18 protein-coding genes and 1 riboswitch are annotated in these 15,795 nt (G+C 61.7%); of the genes, 7 read left to right on the top strand and 11 right to left on the bottom strand.

Annotation, left to right across the window (positions count from 1 at the left end; all coding sequences use genetic code 11):
• On the bottom strand, nt 1-1,887 hold the full coding sequence (gene thiC, locus V7660_RS14925) for a phosphomethylpyrimidine synthase ThiC (RefSeq protein ID WP_335603843.1): 1,887 nt from the start codon (nt 1,885-1,887) through the stop codon (nt 1-3).
• Nucleotides 1,888-1,951: 64 nt separating this feature from the next.
• A riboswitch (TPP riboswitch) is annotated at nt 1,952-2,063 on the bottom strand.
• 113 nt (nt 2,064-2,176) lie between these two features.
• Between thiC and V7660_RS14920 the strand changes: the two genes are divergently transcribed.
• Nucleotides 2,177-3,154, top strand: coding sequence for an acyl-CoA thioester hydrolase/BAAT C-terminal domain-containing protein (locus V7660_RS14920; protein ID WP_335603842.1), 978 nt, complete (start codon nt 2,177-2,179; stop codon nt 3,152-3,154).
• A 147-nt stretch (nt 3,155-3,301) separates the two neighbouring features.
• The gene (locus V7660_RS14915; RefSeq protein WP_290501701.1) at nt 3,302-4,105 is read left to right on the top strand and encodes a hypothetical protein; all 804 of its coding nucleotides are present in this window, start codon (nt 3,302-3,304) and stop codon (nt 4,103-4,105) included.
• A 4-nt stretch (nt 4,106-4,109) separates the two neighbouring features.
• Here V7660_RS14915 and V7660_RS14910 read toward each other — a convergent pair whose 3' ends face one another.
• The 6 genes from V7660_RS14910 to V7660_RS14885 all read right to left on the bottom strand — a co-directional run bounded on the left by V7660_RS14910 (nt 4,110) and on the right by V7660_RS14885 (nt 8,995).
• Nucleotides 4,110-4,820, bottom strand: a complete 711-nt coding sequence (locus V7660_RS14910) for a hypothetical protein (RefSeq protein ID WP_335603841.1) — start codon at nt 4,818-4,820, stop codon at nt 4,110-4,112.
• A gap of 69 nt (nt 4,821-4,889) precedes the next feature.
• On the bottom strand, nt 4,890-5,285 hold the full coding sequence (locus V7660_RS14905; protein ID WP_335603840.1) for an MmcQ/YjbR family DNA-binding protein: 396 nt from the start codon (nt 5,283-5,285) through the stop codon (nt 4,890-4,892).
• A complete protein-coding gene (locus V7660_RS14900; RefSeq protein ID WP_335603839.1) occupies nt 5,249-5,605 on the bottom strand; it encodes an ArsC/Spx/MgsR family protein in 357 nt (118 codons plus the stop codon). The genes V7660_RS14905 and V7660_RS14900 overlap by 37 nt, the downstream gene beginning before the upstream one ends.
• A 31-nt stretch (nt 5,606-5,636) precedes the next feature.
• Nucleotides 5,637-6,017, bottom strand: a complete 381-nt coding sequence (locus tag V7660_RS14895) for a hypothetical protein (protein ID WP_335603838.1) — start codon at nt 6,015-6,017, stop codon at nt 5,637-5,639.
• Between the two features lie 51 nt (nt 6,018-6,068).
• A complete protein-coding gene (locus tag V7660_RS14890) occupies nt 6,069-6,824 on the bottom strand; it encodes a phosphodiester glycosidase family protein (RefSeq protein ID WP_335603837.1) in 756 nt (251 codons plus the stop codon).
• Nucleotides 6,825-6,868: 44 nt separating this feature from the next.
• On the bottom strand, nt 6,869-8,995 hold the full coding sequence (locus V7660_RS14885) for a spermidine synthase (protein ID WP_335603836.1): 2,127 nt from the start codon (nt 8,993-8,995) through the stop codon (nt 6,869-6,871).
• Nucleotides 8,996-9,307: 312 nt separating this feature from the next.
• Here V7660_RS14885 and V7660_RS14880 point away from each other — a divergent pair, with 312 nt between their 5' ends.
• Nucleotides 9,308-9,823 (top strand): PadR family transcriptional regulator, encoded by a 516-nt coding sequence (locus tag V7660_RS14880; RefSeq protein WP_335603835.1) that lies wholly within the window; start codon nt 9,308-9,310, stop codon nt 9,821-9,823.
• 52 nt (nt 9,824-9,875) lie between these two features.
• Here the strand turns inward: V7660_RS14880 and rlmN are convergent, their stop codons facing one another.
• On the bottom strand, nt 9,876-11,036 hold the full coding sequence (gene rlmN / locus V7660_RS14875; RefSeq protein WP_335603834.1) for a 23S rRNA (adenine(2503)-C(2))-methyltransferase RlmN: 1,161 nt from the start codon (nt 11,034-11,036) through the stop codon (nt 9,876-9,878).
• 174 nt (nt 11,037-11,210) lie between these two features.
• Here rlmN and V7660_RS14870 point away from each other — a divergent pair, with 174 nt between their 5' ends.
• Nucleotides 11,211-11,855 (top strand): OmpA family protein, encoded by a 645-nt coding sequence (locus V7660_RS14870; RefSeq protein WP_290501685.1) that lies wholly within the window; start codon nt 11,211-11,213, stop codon nt 11,853-11,855.
• Here the strand turns inward: V7660_RS14870 and V7660_RS14865 are convergent.
• Complete coding sequence (locus V7660_RS14865) at nt 11,852-12,508, bottom strand: DJ-1/PfpI family protein (protein WP_335603833.1); 657 nt, start codon at nt 12,506-12,508, stop codon at nt 11,852-11,854. The genes V7660_RS14870 and V7660_RS14865 overlap by 4 nt on opposite strands.
• 24 nt (nt 12,509-12,532) lie before the next feature.
• Between V7660_RS14865 and V7660_RS14860 the strand changes: the two genes are divergently transcribed.
• The gene (locus V7660_RS14860; protein WP_335603832.1) at nt 12,533-13,363 is read left to right on the top strand and encodes a 1-acyl-sn-glycerol-3-phosphate acyltransferase; all 831 of its coding nucleotides are present in this window, start codon (nt 12,533-12,535) and stop codon (nt 13,361-13,363) included.
• Here the strand turns inward: V7660_RS14860 and V7660_RS14855 are convergent.
• Nucleotides 13,303-13,818, bottom strand: a complete 516-nt coding sequence (locus V7660_RS14855) for an invasion associated locus B family protein (RefSeq protein ID WP_290501681.1) — start codon at nt 13,816-13,818, stop codon at nt 13,303-13,305. The genes V7660_RS14860 and V7660_RS14855 overlap by 61 nt on opposite strands.
• Before the next feature lie 238 nt (nt 13,819-14,056).
• On the opposite strand from V7660_RS14855, the gene V7660_RS14850 reads away from it, so the two are divergent.
• Both V7660_RS14850 and V7660_RS14845 read left to right on the top strand, forming a co-directional pair.
• Nucleotides 14,057-14,611, top strand: coding sequence for a sigma-70 family RNA polymerase sigma factor (locus V7660_RS14850; protein WP_335603831.1), 555 nt, complete (start codon nt 14,057-14,059; stop codon nt 14,609-14,611).
• Nucleotides 14,611-15,270 (top strand): ChrR family anti-sigma-E factor, encoded by a 660-nt coding sequence (locus V7660_RS14845; protein ID WP_335603830.1) that lies wholly within the window; start codon nt 14,611-14,613, stop codon nt 15,268-15,270. Before V7660_RS14850 ends, V7660_RS14845 begins: the two co-directional genes overlap by 1 nt.
• Here the strand turns inward: V7660_RS14845 and V7660_RS14840 are convergent, their stop codons facing one another.
• Nucleotides 15,271-15,795: an RNA methyltransferase gene (locus V7660_RS14840; RefSeq protein ID WP_290501676.1), complete on the bottom strand. Its 525-nt coding sequence runs from the start codon at nt 15,793-15,795 to the stop codon at nt 15,271-15,273.

Raw genomic sequence — 15,795 nt, 5'->3', positions numbered from 1 at the left:
TTACACATTGTCCGATTCCCCCACATAAATCTCCCCGCCCTTGTCCATGAACTCGCGGCTCTTCTCTTCCATCCCCTTGCGCGCTTCGGCGGCCTGCTTTTCAAGATCGGTCCGCTCGTTCTCGCTCATGCCGGCCGCATATTCCCGCACTTCGGCGGTGATCTTCATGCTGCAGAATTTGGGGCCGCACATGGAGCAGAAATGGGCGACCTTGTGGGCCTCTTTGGGCAGGGTCTGGTCGTGGAAGTCGCGGGCGGTTTCGGGGTCGAGGGAGAGGTTGAACTGGTCTTCCCAGCGGAACTCGAAGCGCGCGCGGGAGAGGGCGTCGTCGCGGTATTGCGCGGCAGGGTGGCCCTTGGCGAGGTCGGCCGCATGGGCGGCGAGCTTGTAGGTGACGACGCCGACTTTCACATCGTCGCGGTCAGGCAGGCCGAGATGCTCCTTGGGCGTCACATAGCAGAGCATGGCCGTGCCATACCAGCCGATCATCGCCGCGCCGATGCCGGAGGTGATATGGTCATAGCCGGGCGCGATGTCGGTGGTGAGGGGCCCGAGGGTATAGAAGGGGGCCTCGCCGCATTCGCGCAGCTGTTTCTCCATGTTCACCTTGATCTTGTGCATCGGCACATGGCCCGGCCCTTCGATCATGACCTGGCAGCCCTTGGCCCAGGCCACTTTCGTCAGTTCTCCGAGCGTTTCCAGCTCCGCGAACTGGGCCGCATCATTGGCGTCGGCAATGGCGCCGGGGCGCAGGCCGTCGCCCAATGAGAAGCTGACATCATAGGCGCGCATGATGTCGCAGATTTCCTCGAAATGCGTGTAGAGGAAGCTTTCGGTGTGATGGGCGAGCATCCATTTCGCCATGATCGAGCCCCCGCGCGAGACGATGCCGCAGACGCGGTCGGCGGTGAGGTGGATATAGGCGAGGCGCACACCGGCATGGATGGTGAAATAGTCGACGCCCTGTTCGCACTGTTCGATCAGCGTGTCGCGATAGACTTCCCAGGTGAGATCCTCGGCGACGCCGTCGACCTTTTCCAGCGCCTGGTAGATCGGCACCGTGCCGATGGGCACGGGGCTGTTGCGGATGATCCATTCGCGCGTGTTGTGGATGTTGCGGCCTGTCGACAGGTCCATGACATTGTCGGCGCCCCAGCGGATCGCCCAGACCATCTTGTCAATCTCTTCCTCGACCGACGAGGTCACGGCCGAATTGCCGATATTGGCATTGATCTTCACAAGGAAGTTGCGGCCGATGATCTGCGGCTCCAGCTCGGCATGGTTGATGTTGGACGGGATGATGGCGCGGCCAGCGGCAATTTCCTGGCGGACGAATTCCGGCGTGATGAATTCCGGGATGTGCGCGCCAAAACTCTCGCCCTGCGCGATCTGTGCGGCGGCGCCTTCGGCGGCCTGGGCCCGGCCGATATTCTCGCGCGTGGCGACATAGATCATCTCTTTCGTGATGATGCCGGCCTTGGCGAATTCGTATTGCGTGACCTTGTGGCCCGGCAGGCCGCGCAGGGGCTTGTGCGTGACCGGGAATTCGCGGGCAAGGTATTTGCCTTGTGCGCCGCCATTGTCTTCGGGCTTCACATGGCGTCCGTCATATTCCTCGACGCCGCCGCGCTCCAGCACCCAGGCACGCCGGTCGCGGGCGAGGCCTTTTTCCACGTCGATGGTAACCGACGGATCGGTGTAGGGGCCGGACGTGTCATAGACCGGCACGGCGGGCTCATTGGCGCTGGGGTGAAGGTCGATCTCGCGATGCGGCACGGCAATGTCCGGCGCGTCAGCGGGGTGGGAATAGACCTTGCGGCTGGCGGGCAGGGCGCCGGTGGTGACTTTGGGGGTCTCGAACTGGCTTTGGTCCGTGGGCTTGTTCATGGCGCATCCTCGCGAGCATTGAGGCCTGCACCAAGGGAATAGAGAGGGAATCCGGGCCGTAGGGGCCGCGATTTCATTCCGTCCCTACGCCGGCGCAAACCGGATCAGGTTCAAAGGGTGCTGGAGCGGTGTCGGCTCCATCTCAGCGCTTGCCATGCGCGCCCCTCGGATAGGTCTTGCATAGCCTGAAATCGGGGTGGCTGCAAACCCGGCATGTGCGCCATGAGCCCCCTTGGCAGAGGCCTCGAACGGCGGGAAGCTGCATGGGCACCAAGAATGGAGTTCGATCATGCAGCTTTTGCGTGGCGCGTCGCGCCGACTTTCCCTGCTGGCCCTGATGGGCGTTATGGCGGCCTGTATGCATTCGGCGCCCATACCTGCTGTGAATACGGACCTGACAGTGGACATTCGCAAAGACCAGCAGCTGCGCACGGAGACCTTGTACGCCGACTATTTCCCGGCCAGGGCCGCTTCAGCCGGGCCGGCCATCTTGCTGCTGGGCGGGTCCGAGGGCGGACTGGGCAGCGGTGCCAGGCGGGATGCATTGGCGCTGCGGGATCATGGCTACAATGTCCTGCAAGTGTCGTTCTATCGCGCGCCGGGGCAATTGGAAAATCTGGAACGGGTCCCGCTTGAGACCTTTGATCATGCGCTGGCATGGCTTCAGGACAGGGAAGAGGTGGAGGCTGGCCATATCGGCATCTACGGCACGTCGAAGGGGGCCGAGGCCGCCCTGATCGTGGCGTCGCGCCATCGCGAGATTGCCGCGATCGTCGCGGCTGTACCTTCGAGCGTTTCGTGGACCGGGATCAACTGGGCCTTTGACGGGCGGCCCGCAGAGTCCTCATGGTCCCTGAACGGAGAGGCCTATCCTGCCGTGCCCTACGGAGCGTGGGACCCGGAGCTGGGACTCTATTCCCTGTATGCCAATGGCCTCGCCGCGCTGGACAAGAATTCCCCCGCCATTATTCCGGTGGAACAGATTGGCGCGCCCATGTTGCTGATCTGCGGGGGTGCGGACATGTTGTGGCCGTCCTGTGACATGTCGGAGCAGATTCGGGCGCGGGCAGGCGAGCGGTCTGACGTGACCATCCTGACCTATCCGGAGGCAGGCCATTTCGTAGCCGGTGTGCCCGCAGAGGAGCCTTCGGAGGCTGAAGACTCTGAATATGGCGGCACGACGGTGACCAATCATGCTTCCCAGATGGACAGCTGGCCGAAGATTCTTGGCTTCCTCGATGATGCACTCCGGGACTCTGGCGACTGATCCAGGCGTGGGGCGGGGGACCGGCCAAGGGGCGCGCCAGCCTTAAAATGCAGTTGATTAAGCGTTTCCCCGCTTTTGTTAACCTTATCTCGACCCTGATCTGAGACGGTTCCAGCATATTGGAACGCGGATTCGGAGACGTGCCTCATGGCCTTTACTGCAACATTCGGCGGTGCTGAAGAGACCAAGGCAAAGCCGAAATACAAGACCTTCAAGGTGGACCTCTGGGCGACGGATCTGAACCCGACTGAAATTGGCATCATGAAGCAGACCCAGCATGAGGCCGCGTCGGACCAGTTCACCAAGGACATGGAGATCTTCGGGCAGGTCAAGGATGGCCGCGAGCGGACAGGCATTCTCGCCTATCGCAAGGAGATGTGGAAAACCGAGGAGGGCATGAAACGCCGCCTCGTTCTGAAACTGTTTTCCGAGGGTATGCATTGGCGCGGCACGGCGGAATTGCTGATGGGGCGGTCGCTGCAGTTGAGCATTGGCGCCAAGGGCACGCCGGTGCCGTCCTATTCGGTCAATATCAGCCGCCACGACCAGATCATCCAGCTGGAGCGTTCGGCGCAGAAATGGCCGCTCTTCCCGGAGAAATTCTCCTTCTTCATCGACACTACAAAAGGCCCGCGCTTCTACCGCCTGCGCCGCAATGTCATCGGCATCGGCGCGGATTACAGCCTGTATGATGACCGGGGCCGGAAGATCGGCAAGCTCGATCACCGGATCATCAATCTCGGCGGCTCATGGATCGTGAAAGTGGATGCGGCGGAAAGCTATGCCAAGCTTGAAGCTGTGTTGCAGATGTTCTGTGCCCTGCTGAAATTCAACGGCGCCGCCCGTCGGCATGTGGCGAAAGAGGTTGAACAGCTCCATCTCGGGCGGGCCGTGCGCCAGCTCGACACGCAGGAACGCAATCTCTACCTGAACCCGCGCCGTCGGCGCTGACCTCTCAGGCCGCAGCCGCCTTCAACTCGATCCATAATTGCTCTGACTGCGCCAGCAGCTGGCCATCGCGCGTAAACAGCGCAGTGGCGGCGCCATGCTTGCGGCCATCATCGTAAAGGGACCAGCCCGCGACGATGAGGTCAGCGCCGGGGGACGGGCGCTCATGTATCTGCGCCGTGATCCGTGCCAGCACCATCGGATTGTCCTGGAAGCCAACTGCAAACGCGCCGGGGCAATCGAGCGCCGCCCACAGGATTTCCGGTCGGACAAGGCCGTCATCGCCTGCGAGACTTTCATCGGGCGTCCAGACATCGGTTACGCCGTCATAGCCGTCGGGCCTGCCCGTGAAGAGACAGAGCCCGTCTTCGGTGCGCTCAGGGCCGCAGACATAGCAGTGCGGAAAGGCATGGGTTTCCGCAGGCGGGAAGCGATCAGGGCCGGTCCGGGCCACTTCATAGTCTGGCGCTTGTGGAGGCGGGGCGAGGGGCGCGGCCGGACGCGCGGTCATGACCAATTGGTTGCCGTGACGAATCTCATATCCGTCGTCCACCTCGACCATGTCCATGGACTCGTCGAGCGGCGGCGGGGCGCGCAGCGAAACTTCCGCCGGGCCGTCGATCCGGCTTGCTGCGAGGCCAGCCGAAACACCGCCATTTGCGGAGCCGGGCGGGCCATTGAACTGGGCCGGAATGAGGATGGTGAGCGGGTTTGGCATGCATGTCTCCTGTTAGGCGGGCTTCGCCACAGGGGAGGGGGCAAGTCAATGCGACACGCCTGCCTGGGCCTATTCGATCAGGCCGAGTTCACGTTGCTTCTTCTTGCTGAGCGCGCCGCCAATCAGCCGGAAGGATTCCGTGATGTAATCCTTGAGATCGTCATCGGAGAGCGTTTCGTCCGAGAAACGCTGGATCCATTTCATGCCGCGCGAGGCGAGGTAGGGCGCGCCCTGGCAGCCGGGCTGTTCCTTCAATATATGGAAGCTGATCGGACGGACCTTGAATGTGCAGGCAGCGAGGTGGTCACCATCCGGCGTGCCCATGGCGAAGATCTTGCCGCCGATCTTCCAGACATGCGAGCCGCCCCATTGGACCACATGGGTCGTCTGGCCGAGACCGTCGCAATAGGTATTGTAGTCTTCCAGTGTCACCGCGCCAGCGCCTGCTGCGTGCCGCTGTCCCATCCGACCAGGATTTCCGCGCCGGTATCGATCACGGGGCGCTTGATGAGGGTCGGGTAGGATTTCAGGATGGCTTCCGCCTTCGGGCCGAGGGCGCCGGACTTGTCCTCGTCCGACAGGGTGCGCCACGTGGTCGAGCGGCGATTGACCAGCTTCTCTGCGCCGACCCCCTTCAGCCAGGCCGGAAGGAGCCGGTCGAGGTCAGCGTCCTCGCGGATGTCGACAAACGCGGTTTCGCGGTCGGAGGCTTCGAGGGCGTTCAGCGCCTTCTTGCAGGAATCGCAATTCTTCAAGCCGTAAATCGTTACCGGGCCAGCCGACATATGGGTCTCCTAAGATGTTTGCCCGACAGGGCTAGATTGCACCGATGGCAAACACAACCATTCCGAGGGCTACGGCCACGATGCCAAACCCTTTCAGGTGGTCATCGTCTGGCATCATCCAATGGGCGAGCGCCCAAAGCGGCTTCGGCCAGGCCACCAGCAGCAGGCCTTCGACCAGCACTCCAGCGACAAGAAGGGTTGCGAGGCCGTCGGCCACGCCCGAGAAACTGTTCTGAACCGACAAGGTTCCGCCGCCTGCGAAGATCATGGTCGCGCCACACAGGAAGCCAAGCGCAGGGCTGGCTTCGAACTCGTCGATGAGCCGTGCGATCCGGGCGGGGCCTGTCAGCAGGCCAATGCCGGACGCTATCCAGTACATGCCGAACAGCAGGAGAGCAGTGTTTGCGACCATGGCGGACTCCCTTGGAAACGCCTGTCACTATAGCACGCCGTACAGAAATGGTCAGTCGGTATCGGAGGGGCGCGTCACCCCCACAATGGGGCCCATGTCCAGCCCCGCCTCATTGCGTCCGAGGTCGGGGGCGTAGAGTTTTGACACATAGCCATCGAGGAACAGGGCGTTGGGCGTGTCCAGTTCGTCGCGGAACAGGGTGGCGAAGCTATGAAAGTTGACCGGCACATCGCTGATCGCGAAATAGAGTGTCTGTCCGTCATCGCTGACGCCGACGCCATTGCGGCGTTTCCGGCTCGGGCCGTCTTCGTTAAAGGCTGGATGCAACTCCCCCTCAATGACCAGCATCGGGCCGGATTGGGTGGCAAAGCGCGCCTCCGCTGCAAGTGCCTCGAAAGCCAGGCTTTCCGTGACATGTGGGGCGCCTTCTGCATCGATCCAGAAGACCCCATTGGGCAGCAGGCCGAAATTGCCGGGACCTTCGCGCGTGACAATGGACGCGACCTCTTCGCCGTTCTCGATATAGAGCCCGACCGGGCGGCGGTCGTCATGATACATGCCGGCATTCATCGCGAAGACGAGGTCACGGCCCTCGTCTGACACATGCGCGGCCAGCCGGTCGAACTGGCCGAAGGGGGTCCCATCCGGATGGTTCAGCCAGAGCCGTGCCTGTTCGCCCGCGTCGAAGGCGCAGACTGTATAAGGCTGGCCAAGATGCATGACCAGCGCGCAGGGAGACCGGGTCTCCGCTCGGGCGCAGGCATGAATCAGAAGGGTGCAGGCGAAGAGAGTGAGAAGAAGGCGCATGTCGCCAGATTAGCGAGTGGCCGGGCCTCGCGCCACGGGCAAGTTCAATTTGCCATGTGGGTTTCCAGCATTGCGCCGACGAGGTTGGAATAATCATCGGTCCAGGGGCGCTGGTCGTCGGCCGTGACGGGTTGCCAGCGGGCGTCTTCGGCGAGGGGCGACAGCGCGGTCTCCGACTTCGCAAACATCATGACATTGGTTGGCTGAACGCCCTGCGCGGCTTCTTCCGGCGTGGGCATGTAGAATTGGTGACGCATGACCGCCTGTTCGGCGGCGCCGATCCGGGCCAGGACCGGCACGAGGTCTATATGGCGGTTGGAAATGTGGAAGACCAGCACGCCATCATCGCTCAGCCGGGACAGGTAGAGCTGCATCGCTTCGCGGGTCAGCAAATGGACCGGAATGGAATCGGAGGAGAACGCATCGAGCAGGAGGAGGTCGAACTGTTTCGGCGCCGCGTGTCCAAGTGTGATCCGGGCGTCGCCCAGAATGATCGGCGCATCCGGTGTGCAACTGGACAGGAAGGTGAAATGGTCCGTATCCGTCGCCAGGTCCACCACGATGGGGTCGATTTCATAATAAGTGAAACTCTGGCCCGGATGGGCATGGCAGGCGACGCCGCCGGCTCCGAGGCCCACCACACCGATATGGGTCGCGCTGCCGGAGAGGCGCGTGAAGGCCTGCCCGATGGGCGTGGCGGCATTGTAGTAGGCGAGGGGTGTGGGCCGGTCGGTCTGGCTGCGGATCTGCGCGCCGTGAATCGTGTTGCCATGTTGCATGAGGGTCAGGTCCTGGTCTTCGGGAGAGTAGACTTTCACCACGCCGAAGAAGCCGCGCCGGGTGACCATGGTGTCGCTGTGGCTGGAGCGAGTCAGGGTGACGTACGCGTAGGCAAGCCCGATGGCGAGAAGTGACACCGCGGCAAATGCCAGGGTGCGCCGGTCGAGGGTCAGCTTGATGCCCTTGCCGAGAAAGCGCGGGCTGAGCAGGAGCGCCGCGCCAAGCAGGAGCGGGTATTCGTGGATGTCGTTGAAAATCTGCGGCGCAACCAGGGCGACAAAGGCGGAGCCGAGCACGCCGCCTAGTGACATGAGCAGGTAGAATTCTGTCAGCCCGCTGGCGGCAGGCCTGCGGGAGACCAGCACGCCATGCAGGCAGAGCGCAGCCATGAACAGGGCGCCGATATGTACGACAAGCCCGACAAGGACAATTTGCGAATTGAAGATCGGGACGTTCAGCATGAGGAGCGCCGCGCCGACTGCGAACAGGAGGTATTTGTCGGCGACCGCTGGTGAGAGCAGCGGTGTCTTGGCAAACACGATGATGAAAGTGGCGATATAAGCGATCAGCGGCGGGGCCCACAGGAAAGGCGCCGAGGCGATGTCGGTCGAGATGTGGGAGGTTGTTGCCAACAACAGGCCGGACGGGATGGCGGAGAGTAGCAGCCAGTATCCCTTTTCCTTCCAGCTGACGGAGTCGTGTGTTGGCGCTGGCATGGCTGCCTCTGTTGCAGGCTGGCGATGACGGGCGATGACGATCAGGCCGCAGGTTACCAGAAGCAGGGCGACAAGTCCGTATCCGCCGCTCCACAGCAGGGACTGCGCGCTGAGCGCCGAGAAAGGCTCCATCAGCAGGGGATAGGCAACCAGGCCGAACAGGGAGCCGGCATTCGATGCCGAATAGAGATGGTAGGGGTCTTCGGCGTCATGCCGGCCGGAGCGGGCGTACCAATGCTGGATCAGCGGTGCGGTCGCGGAGAGAATGGCGAAAGGCGGCGCGATCGAGACGAGGAAGGTGCCGGTTAGCCAGAGGGCCGGATGTTCCGGGTCCGGTGCACCGAACAGGCCTGAAATGGACAGCGGCAGGGCGAGGGCGGCAAGGCAGAGCAGGGCGCCATGAATGCCGACCTGCAGGGGCAGGGACTTGAGACGGCCCAGCACGTGCGCATAGGCATAGCCCCCCAGCAGGGCCCCCTGGAAACAGACAAGCGAGACGTTCCACACGGCGGGCGCGCCACCCATGAGTGGGGTCGTCATCTTGGCGTACATGGGCTGGACAAGGAAGATCAACGCAGCCGAGAAGAAGACGGTGGCGACCCAAGGCCGGGCGCCCAGCCTCTGGATCAGGGCAGGTGCGAGGCCATGTTGTTTCGCAGTTTCCGCAATCTGCATGGACACGCACCCTTATATCTCGTCTTCGGGACCAGCCTGCAGTGTGCGCGGTCGAAGTTAAACGCACGTCAGCGGTTAGGATGAATTGATTGATGGGCCGTGAGGTCTGGTTAAGCATTTGATAGCGGCCATAGGCCCTCTCTTCAACTTTTCGATATAACGAAGCTTGATTTTCGATATATCTAAAATATATAAGATTTAGATATATCGAAAGGAAACCACATGGTGTATCGCAACAGAGACATGAAACACCGCCGCGGCGCAGGCCGAGGTGACGAAGATTTTGACCAGATGTGCGGGAGACGACGCAGAATGAGGCATGGACGCGGTGAGGGGCGGGGACATGGGCATCGCGGCGGACGCCGCCGGCCCCTGAACCATGGCGATCTTCGCCTGCTGATCCTTGAACTGGTGTCAGATGAGGCGCGTCACGGTTACGATCTGATCCGCGAGATCGAGACCCGTACCGGTGGCGCCTATGTGCCGAGCCCCGGTGTGATCTATCCTGCGCTTGAAGCCTTGCTGGATCTTGGCTGGGTCGAAGCGGAAATGGATGGCCAGCGCCGCACATTCCGCCTGACACAGGAAGGACGCAAGGAGCGCGAAGCCTCTGCGGAGATCATCGAAGGGATCGAGACCCGTCTGGCAGATTTGCAGGAAAGCGAGCGGCCGGAAGACCCGCAGGATGTACGCGGGGCCATGCACCGGCTGCGCCATACCGTGCGGGATACTGTCCGGGCCGGGTCGAATGATGAAGATACGCGCAAGGCGATCTCGGACATTCTGGCCGATGCCCAGGAACGGATTGCGGCCTTGAAGGGCGAATGATCGCCTGAAATCCTGATCGAACGGAAAGGGGAGGCGATGTCTCCCCTTTTTTTTATTCAGCGGCTGTTTCCAGCGCTTCGCGGCGCTTTTCGGCGGCAGACTTCTTGACGCTCTCGGAGCGCAATTGTCCACAGGCGGCAAGGATGTCGCGGCCGCGCGGCGTACGAATCGGAGAGGCATAGCCCGCCTGATTCAGCACTTCGGCAAATTCCTCAATCGTATCCCAGTCGGAACACTCATACGGGCTGCCCGGCCACGGGTTGAATGGGATGAGGTTGATCTTTGCTGGGACGCCCCTCAGCAGGCGGACGAGGTCGCGCGCCTCGGAAAGGCTGTCATTGACGCCTTTCAGCATGACATATTCAAACGTCACCCGGCGGGAATTGCCAATGCCGGGATAGGCCCGGATCGCCGCGAAGAGTTCCTTCAAATCGTATTTGCGATTGATGGGCACAAGTTCGTTGCGCAGATCGTCGTTCGTCGCGTGCAGGGAGATGGCGAGCATGGCGTTCGTGCGCTCGCCAAGCTCTGCAATCTTGGGCGCAACACCGGCGGTGGAAACGGTGATCCGCCGGCGGCCAATCGCAATACCGTCTCCATCGCTGATCGTGTCGATTGCTTCAGCCACATTGTCGAGATTGTAGAGCGGTTCGCCCATGCCCATGAAGACGATATTGGTCAGGCGGCGATCTTCCTCGTCGCTCGGCCAGCCATCCAGTGCATCCCGTGCGGTCAGGACCTGCGCGACGATTTCCTGCGCGGTCAGGTTGCGGACCAGTTTCTGGGTACCCGTATGACAGAAGGTGCAGTTCAGGGTGCAGCCGACCTGGCTGGAAACGCACAGCGCGCCCGCCTTGCCGACGTCTGGAATATAGACGCTTTCGCCTTCAATGCCGGGGCCAAACCGAGACAACCATTTCTGGGTGCCGTCGCGAGAAACCTGGTGGTCCGTGATTTCGGGCCGGGTCAGGATGAATTTGTCGCTGAGCTGTTCGCGCAAATCCTTGGCAATGTCGGTCATACCGCCGAATTCCTGCACGCCGAAATGATGAATCCAGCGGCGTAGCTGCTTGGCGCGCATGCCGGCTTTCTTGGGTTCCAGACCGAGCGCTTCCATCTCCGCCTTCAGGGCAGGCAGGGACATGCCCGCCAGCGAACGGGGGGCAGGGGAAGCGGCGTCGGCACGCCGGGTGAGGTCGAGTTCGGTTTTCATGATGGGCGCCTATAACACGCTGAAGCCGTTCAAGGAATTGTTCGCTGCAGGCATCACATTACGGGGAGTTAATGAGTGTCGCCATTGTTTTGTCATCGAAGGAACGGAAAGACTGGCCCACGCGTTGATATGCGTGCCCAATACCGGGCTGTCCTTTCCAAAGGAGCTGATGATATGAAACGCCTTTCCTATGCGCTGCTCGCGCTTCCCTTGATTGCCCTTCCTGCCTGTGAAACCGGGCCCAGCCAACGGGTCCTGACCGGTGCAGGTGTAGGGGCCATCCTTGGCGCCGGCGCAGGTACCCTTGCGGGTGGCGACGATGGCCGCAACGCTGCAATCGGTGCAGCCGTGGGCGCAATTGCTGGCGCCGCTGCGGGTGGCTACATGGACAAGCAGGAACGCCGCCTTCGCGAGCAGACTGCGGGTACCGGCATTGGCGTTGAGCGTCAGGGCGACCAGATCGCTCTCACCATGCCGTCGAACATCACCTTCTCGGTGAACAGCGCCACGATCCAGCCGAACTTCTACAGCGCGCTGAATGATGTGAGCGCAACGCTGGTCGACTATCCATCGACGGCCGTCGACATCATTGGCCATGCCAGTTCCGATGGTCCCGATGATTACAACATGGACCTGTCCCGCCGCCGCGCCGAGTCCGTTCGCTCCTACCTGGTGAACCAGGGGGTGACACCGGTGCGTCTTGCAGCTGTTGGTATGGGTGAGACCCAGCCGATCGCGGACAATGCGACTGCCGAAGGTCGCTCAGCCAACCGCCGGGTTGAAATCATCCTGACGCCGATCACTGAAGAAAGCTACTAAGCTGTAATCGCAGACCTCATCGCTTCGATGGGGTCTGCATACCGTTTCTTCATGGCGGCGAGGAGCTGCTCGTTTGCCCTGGAGGGATGCCCGGCATTCACCGGCGGGGCCGGATCATACTCGACCGCCAGCTGGATGCCCTCGGCGGCTTTGGGACCGGAAATCTCTTTTACAATTTCAAACGCGAAGTCGATGCCGGCAGTGACCCCACCGCCTGTATAGATATTTCCGTCGCGCACGCATCGTCCCTCGCTCGGGACCGCGCCGACCAGGGGCAGCAAATGATGATAGGCCCAGTGCGTGGTCGCTTTCTTGCCCTGAAGCAGTCCCACCGCTCCCAGTATGAAGGCGCCGGTACAGACCGAGGTTACATAGGTAGCCGCCGTGCCGGCCTCTCGCACGAACGTTATCGTCTCCTCGTCACCGATGGCGTCGACCACGCCAAATCCGCCGGGCACGAGGATCATGTCGAGCGGGGGCGCCTGCGCGAATGTGCCCGTCGGGACGAGGCTCAGACCGCAATCGCTCGGAACGGGATCCAGCGTCTTCGCGAAGATATGCGTCTTCGCGCCCGGCATGCGATGCAGGATCTGGAGCGGGCCGGTGAAATCGAGCTGGGTCACGTTCGGAAAGAGGACAAATCCGATATTCATGATGCACTCCGATTCCAGCTCTAGATGGTGATCCCGGTATCGATAGCAGTCGCCACACGCCGTAGCGAGTCCGGCGGCGCGACCCCGGTCGATATTTGCACGACTTTCCTGACAGCAGCACCTATACAGGCCTCCAAGACCGAGCGCGAAGAGGATCGGAACATGCAGGGCCCCGTTCCGACTCCTTACCCGCGAGGCCGCTTCGGTCAGCCAGCGCCTTATCGCGGCGTCTTCTCCGAAGGCATTCGCGGGCTGTCCTGGGTGTTCCTGAAAGCGACTGGCTGGCATGTCGCCACAGACTGGCCGGACGTTTCCAAATCCGTGATCATCGCAGCGCCTCACACCTCCAACTATGACGGGCTGGTCATGCTCGCCATTGCGGGCTGGTACCGACAAAAGCTCAGTTGGATGGGCAAGGCTTCCCTCGTGCGAGGGCCGTTTGGCGGTTTGCTCAGGCGGGCGGGCTGCGTGCCGGTTGAGAGGTCAAGGTCCAAGGATGTCGTGTCGCTGATGAAGGAAGCGTTCGATGCGACGGATACCCTGCACCTCGCGATCGCGCCCGAAGGGACGCGCAATGCCAATCCGGTCTGGAAAACAGGGTTCTGGCATATCGCGCAAACGGCCGGTGTACCCTTGTTCAGCGCCGTGCTTGATTTCGGAACCAAGGAAATGCGGCTGGAAGGCCCGATCATGCCCGGTGGTGACATCGAGACCGATATGGACGTGATTATTTCGCACTATCGTGATGCGAAAGGCCGCCATCCGGAGCGCTTCTGCTTACCAGACGATACTATTCAGCGGCAGATGGCAGAGGCCTTGTCGATAGCAGCTGCCGACCCGCTTAACGAGAAGTGATAGGCGACTTGCGTATTGCGCTGGGAAACGGCTTCCACGCGCAACTCCGAACCCTTTTTCAGAGCCGAGACAATACGGGAATCGTCGGAATCATCGGCGAAGGCTTCGCGGCCAATCCCGAACATGGCCCAGGACGACCGGCCGATGCTGGCTTTCGGCGCAAGGTCCTCGCGCAGATCAAAGCCAACTTTCAGGCTGGGCTGATTGCGTGCCCGGCCCGATTTCCAATTGGTCACATAGAACCAGACATCGCCATGATCGGCGGCGCGGGGGGCCTTATCGGTCGCCTGCGTAGCCGCGTAGCAGATGGTTTCGCCATTGGCGGTGTCGGTGAAGACCGACCAATCCTTGTAGCGGCCGATGGCTGTCGGGCTGGCTGAGGCGGTGGGTATGGCAAGGGCCGTCACGATCGCCAGCATGGTCAGTGTTTTCCGGCTGAGTCTCAGTGTGTGCATCTTCTATACATTTCCCATTTGCGCGGAGCTTTCCCGGTATCATAGAGACAACAGGGTTAAGGCTAAACTACGGCATGTCAGCTCTTCTGGCTGATCACACTTGCTTGTTCGGTCCGATGGTTGCGTTCCATGCGGCGCGCCCCGATAGTGAAGGTTGGCGCAACATGCGAGTTCTTGTGTGAACGACACTGTAACACCGACCATTTCGCCAGGCATGAGGGCGCATCATGCAGATTGCATGGCACAGATCGCTGCGAAAAAGTGTCGGGACTCCTTTGCGGTAGTGTTCGATTTCTACGCCCCGCGCGTGAAGAGTTACATGCTGCGGCTGGGAGCGAACGAGATCGAAGCGGAGGATCTCGCCCAAGACGTCATGGTGACTGTCTGGCGCAAGGCCGGCATGTATGATCGCAAGCAGGCTTCGGTCTCGACCTGGATTTTTCGCGTGGCACGCAACCGGCGCATCGACAAATTCCGCCAGACAACCCGGCCGGATCTGGACGCGGACGAGCCCATGCTGCGCCCACCGGACATCGAACAGCCTGAAGCCGCCTTTCATCGCGTCCAGATCGAGGAGACGGTGCGGGCCGAATTGGTGAAACTGCCCCCGGAACAGCTCGAATTGTTGCAGGCCGCTTTCTATGAGGGCTTGTCGCATTCCGAGATCGCCACGAAATTCAATCTGCCGCTCGGCACCGTGAAGTCGCGCATCCGGTTAGCCTTTGGCCGGCTCCGCGGACGCTTGGACCCGGCCGACGGGGCGCCAGACCATATTGAACGGGACATGACCTGATGCAGAACCCATCCACGTCATCCTTCAGCGAACTCTATTCAGCCTATGCGGCGGGCCGGCTCGATCCGGCCTTTGCCCTGCTGCTGGAGACACAGAGCATGTTGCGCCCGGATGTGCGCGGCGCGCTGGCCGTCAGTGAAGCGATTTCGGGCAGCCTGCTGGAATCGGCTGAGCCGGTTCAGATGTCAGCCGGGGCAGGGGCCCGCGCGCTGGACCTGATCGATGCGCTCGAGGCTGAGGAGACTCCCGCCACGCGCGCCCCCATGCACGACGATGAGCTTGCGGACCTGCCCGCCCCTCTGCGCGACCCGGTTCTGGATGCGTTAGGCGCGAAGGGATGGCAGGGCACCGCGCCGGGCATTCGCCGGATGAAGCTCGATGTGGGCAGCGACCTTGAGGTTGAACTCTACCGCATACAGCCGGGTGCCAGAGTGCCGCGCCACACGCATGGCGGCAAGGAATTCACGCTGGTGGTTTCAGGCGGGTTCTCGGATGAGACCGGCAGCTTCGGACCCGGTGACCTGGCCGTGAAGGGTCCGGAGGATACACATCAGCCGGTTGGGGATGCGGGCGAAGTCTGTTTCGCATTGGCCGTGCGGGATGCGGGGCTGCGGTTCCCTGGCGTGATGGGGCTGATCCAGCGTGTGCTGGGCCAATAACTATTTTCGGTCCCGGCCCGGAACATATGTATCGGTCAGGCCATCCCCGCCCGTACCGCCGGGCATGATGGGGCGCGGGGCATAGCCGCCCATGGACAGGTGCCGGTCATACATGACGAGCGCGCCAGCAAGGCTGACATTGATGCAGAATTTCGTCGGAATCTTCACGACATGATCGCAGCGCGCGAGGATATCCGGCGAGAGGTCGCCTTTTTCCGGGCCGAGAATATAGGCTGCCTGCGGAGGATGTCGGAAGGTCGGCAGCATGACGGCATCGTCGGTCAGTTCGATGCCGACCATCTGGCAGCCGCGCGGCAGCTGCATCTCGTCCACATTGTCCCATTGATAGTAGGGGACCTGTCCCGCCGTCTTTGATGTGTCGGCCTGATAGGCGGCCCGCAAACGATGTTCGGCGTTGATGGAGAATACAAAGCTGGCCCCGAACGCATTGGCGGTACGCATCAGCGCCCCCAGGTTCATGGGCTTCGAAATACGTTCAGAGCCGATGGCGAAATAGCCGCGCAT

Origin of the sequence: Hyphomonas sp. (genome assembly GCF_036964145.1) — a bacterium.
Classification (GTDB): Bacteria; Pseudomonadota; Alphaproteobacteria; order Caulobacterales; family Hyphomonadaceae; genus Hyphomonas.
This window is presented reverse-complemented; position numbering and strand designations above follow the sequence as displayed.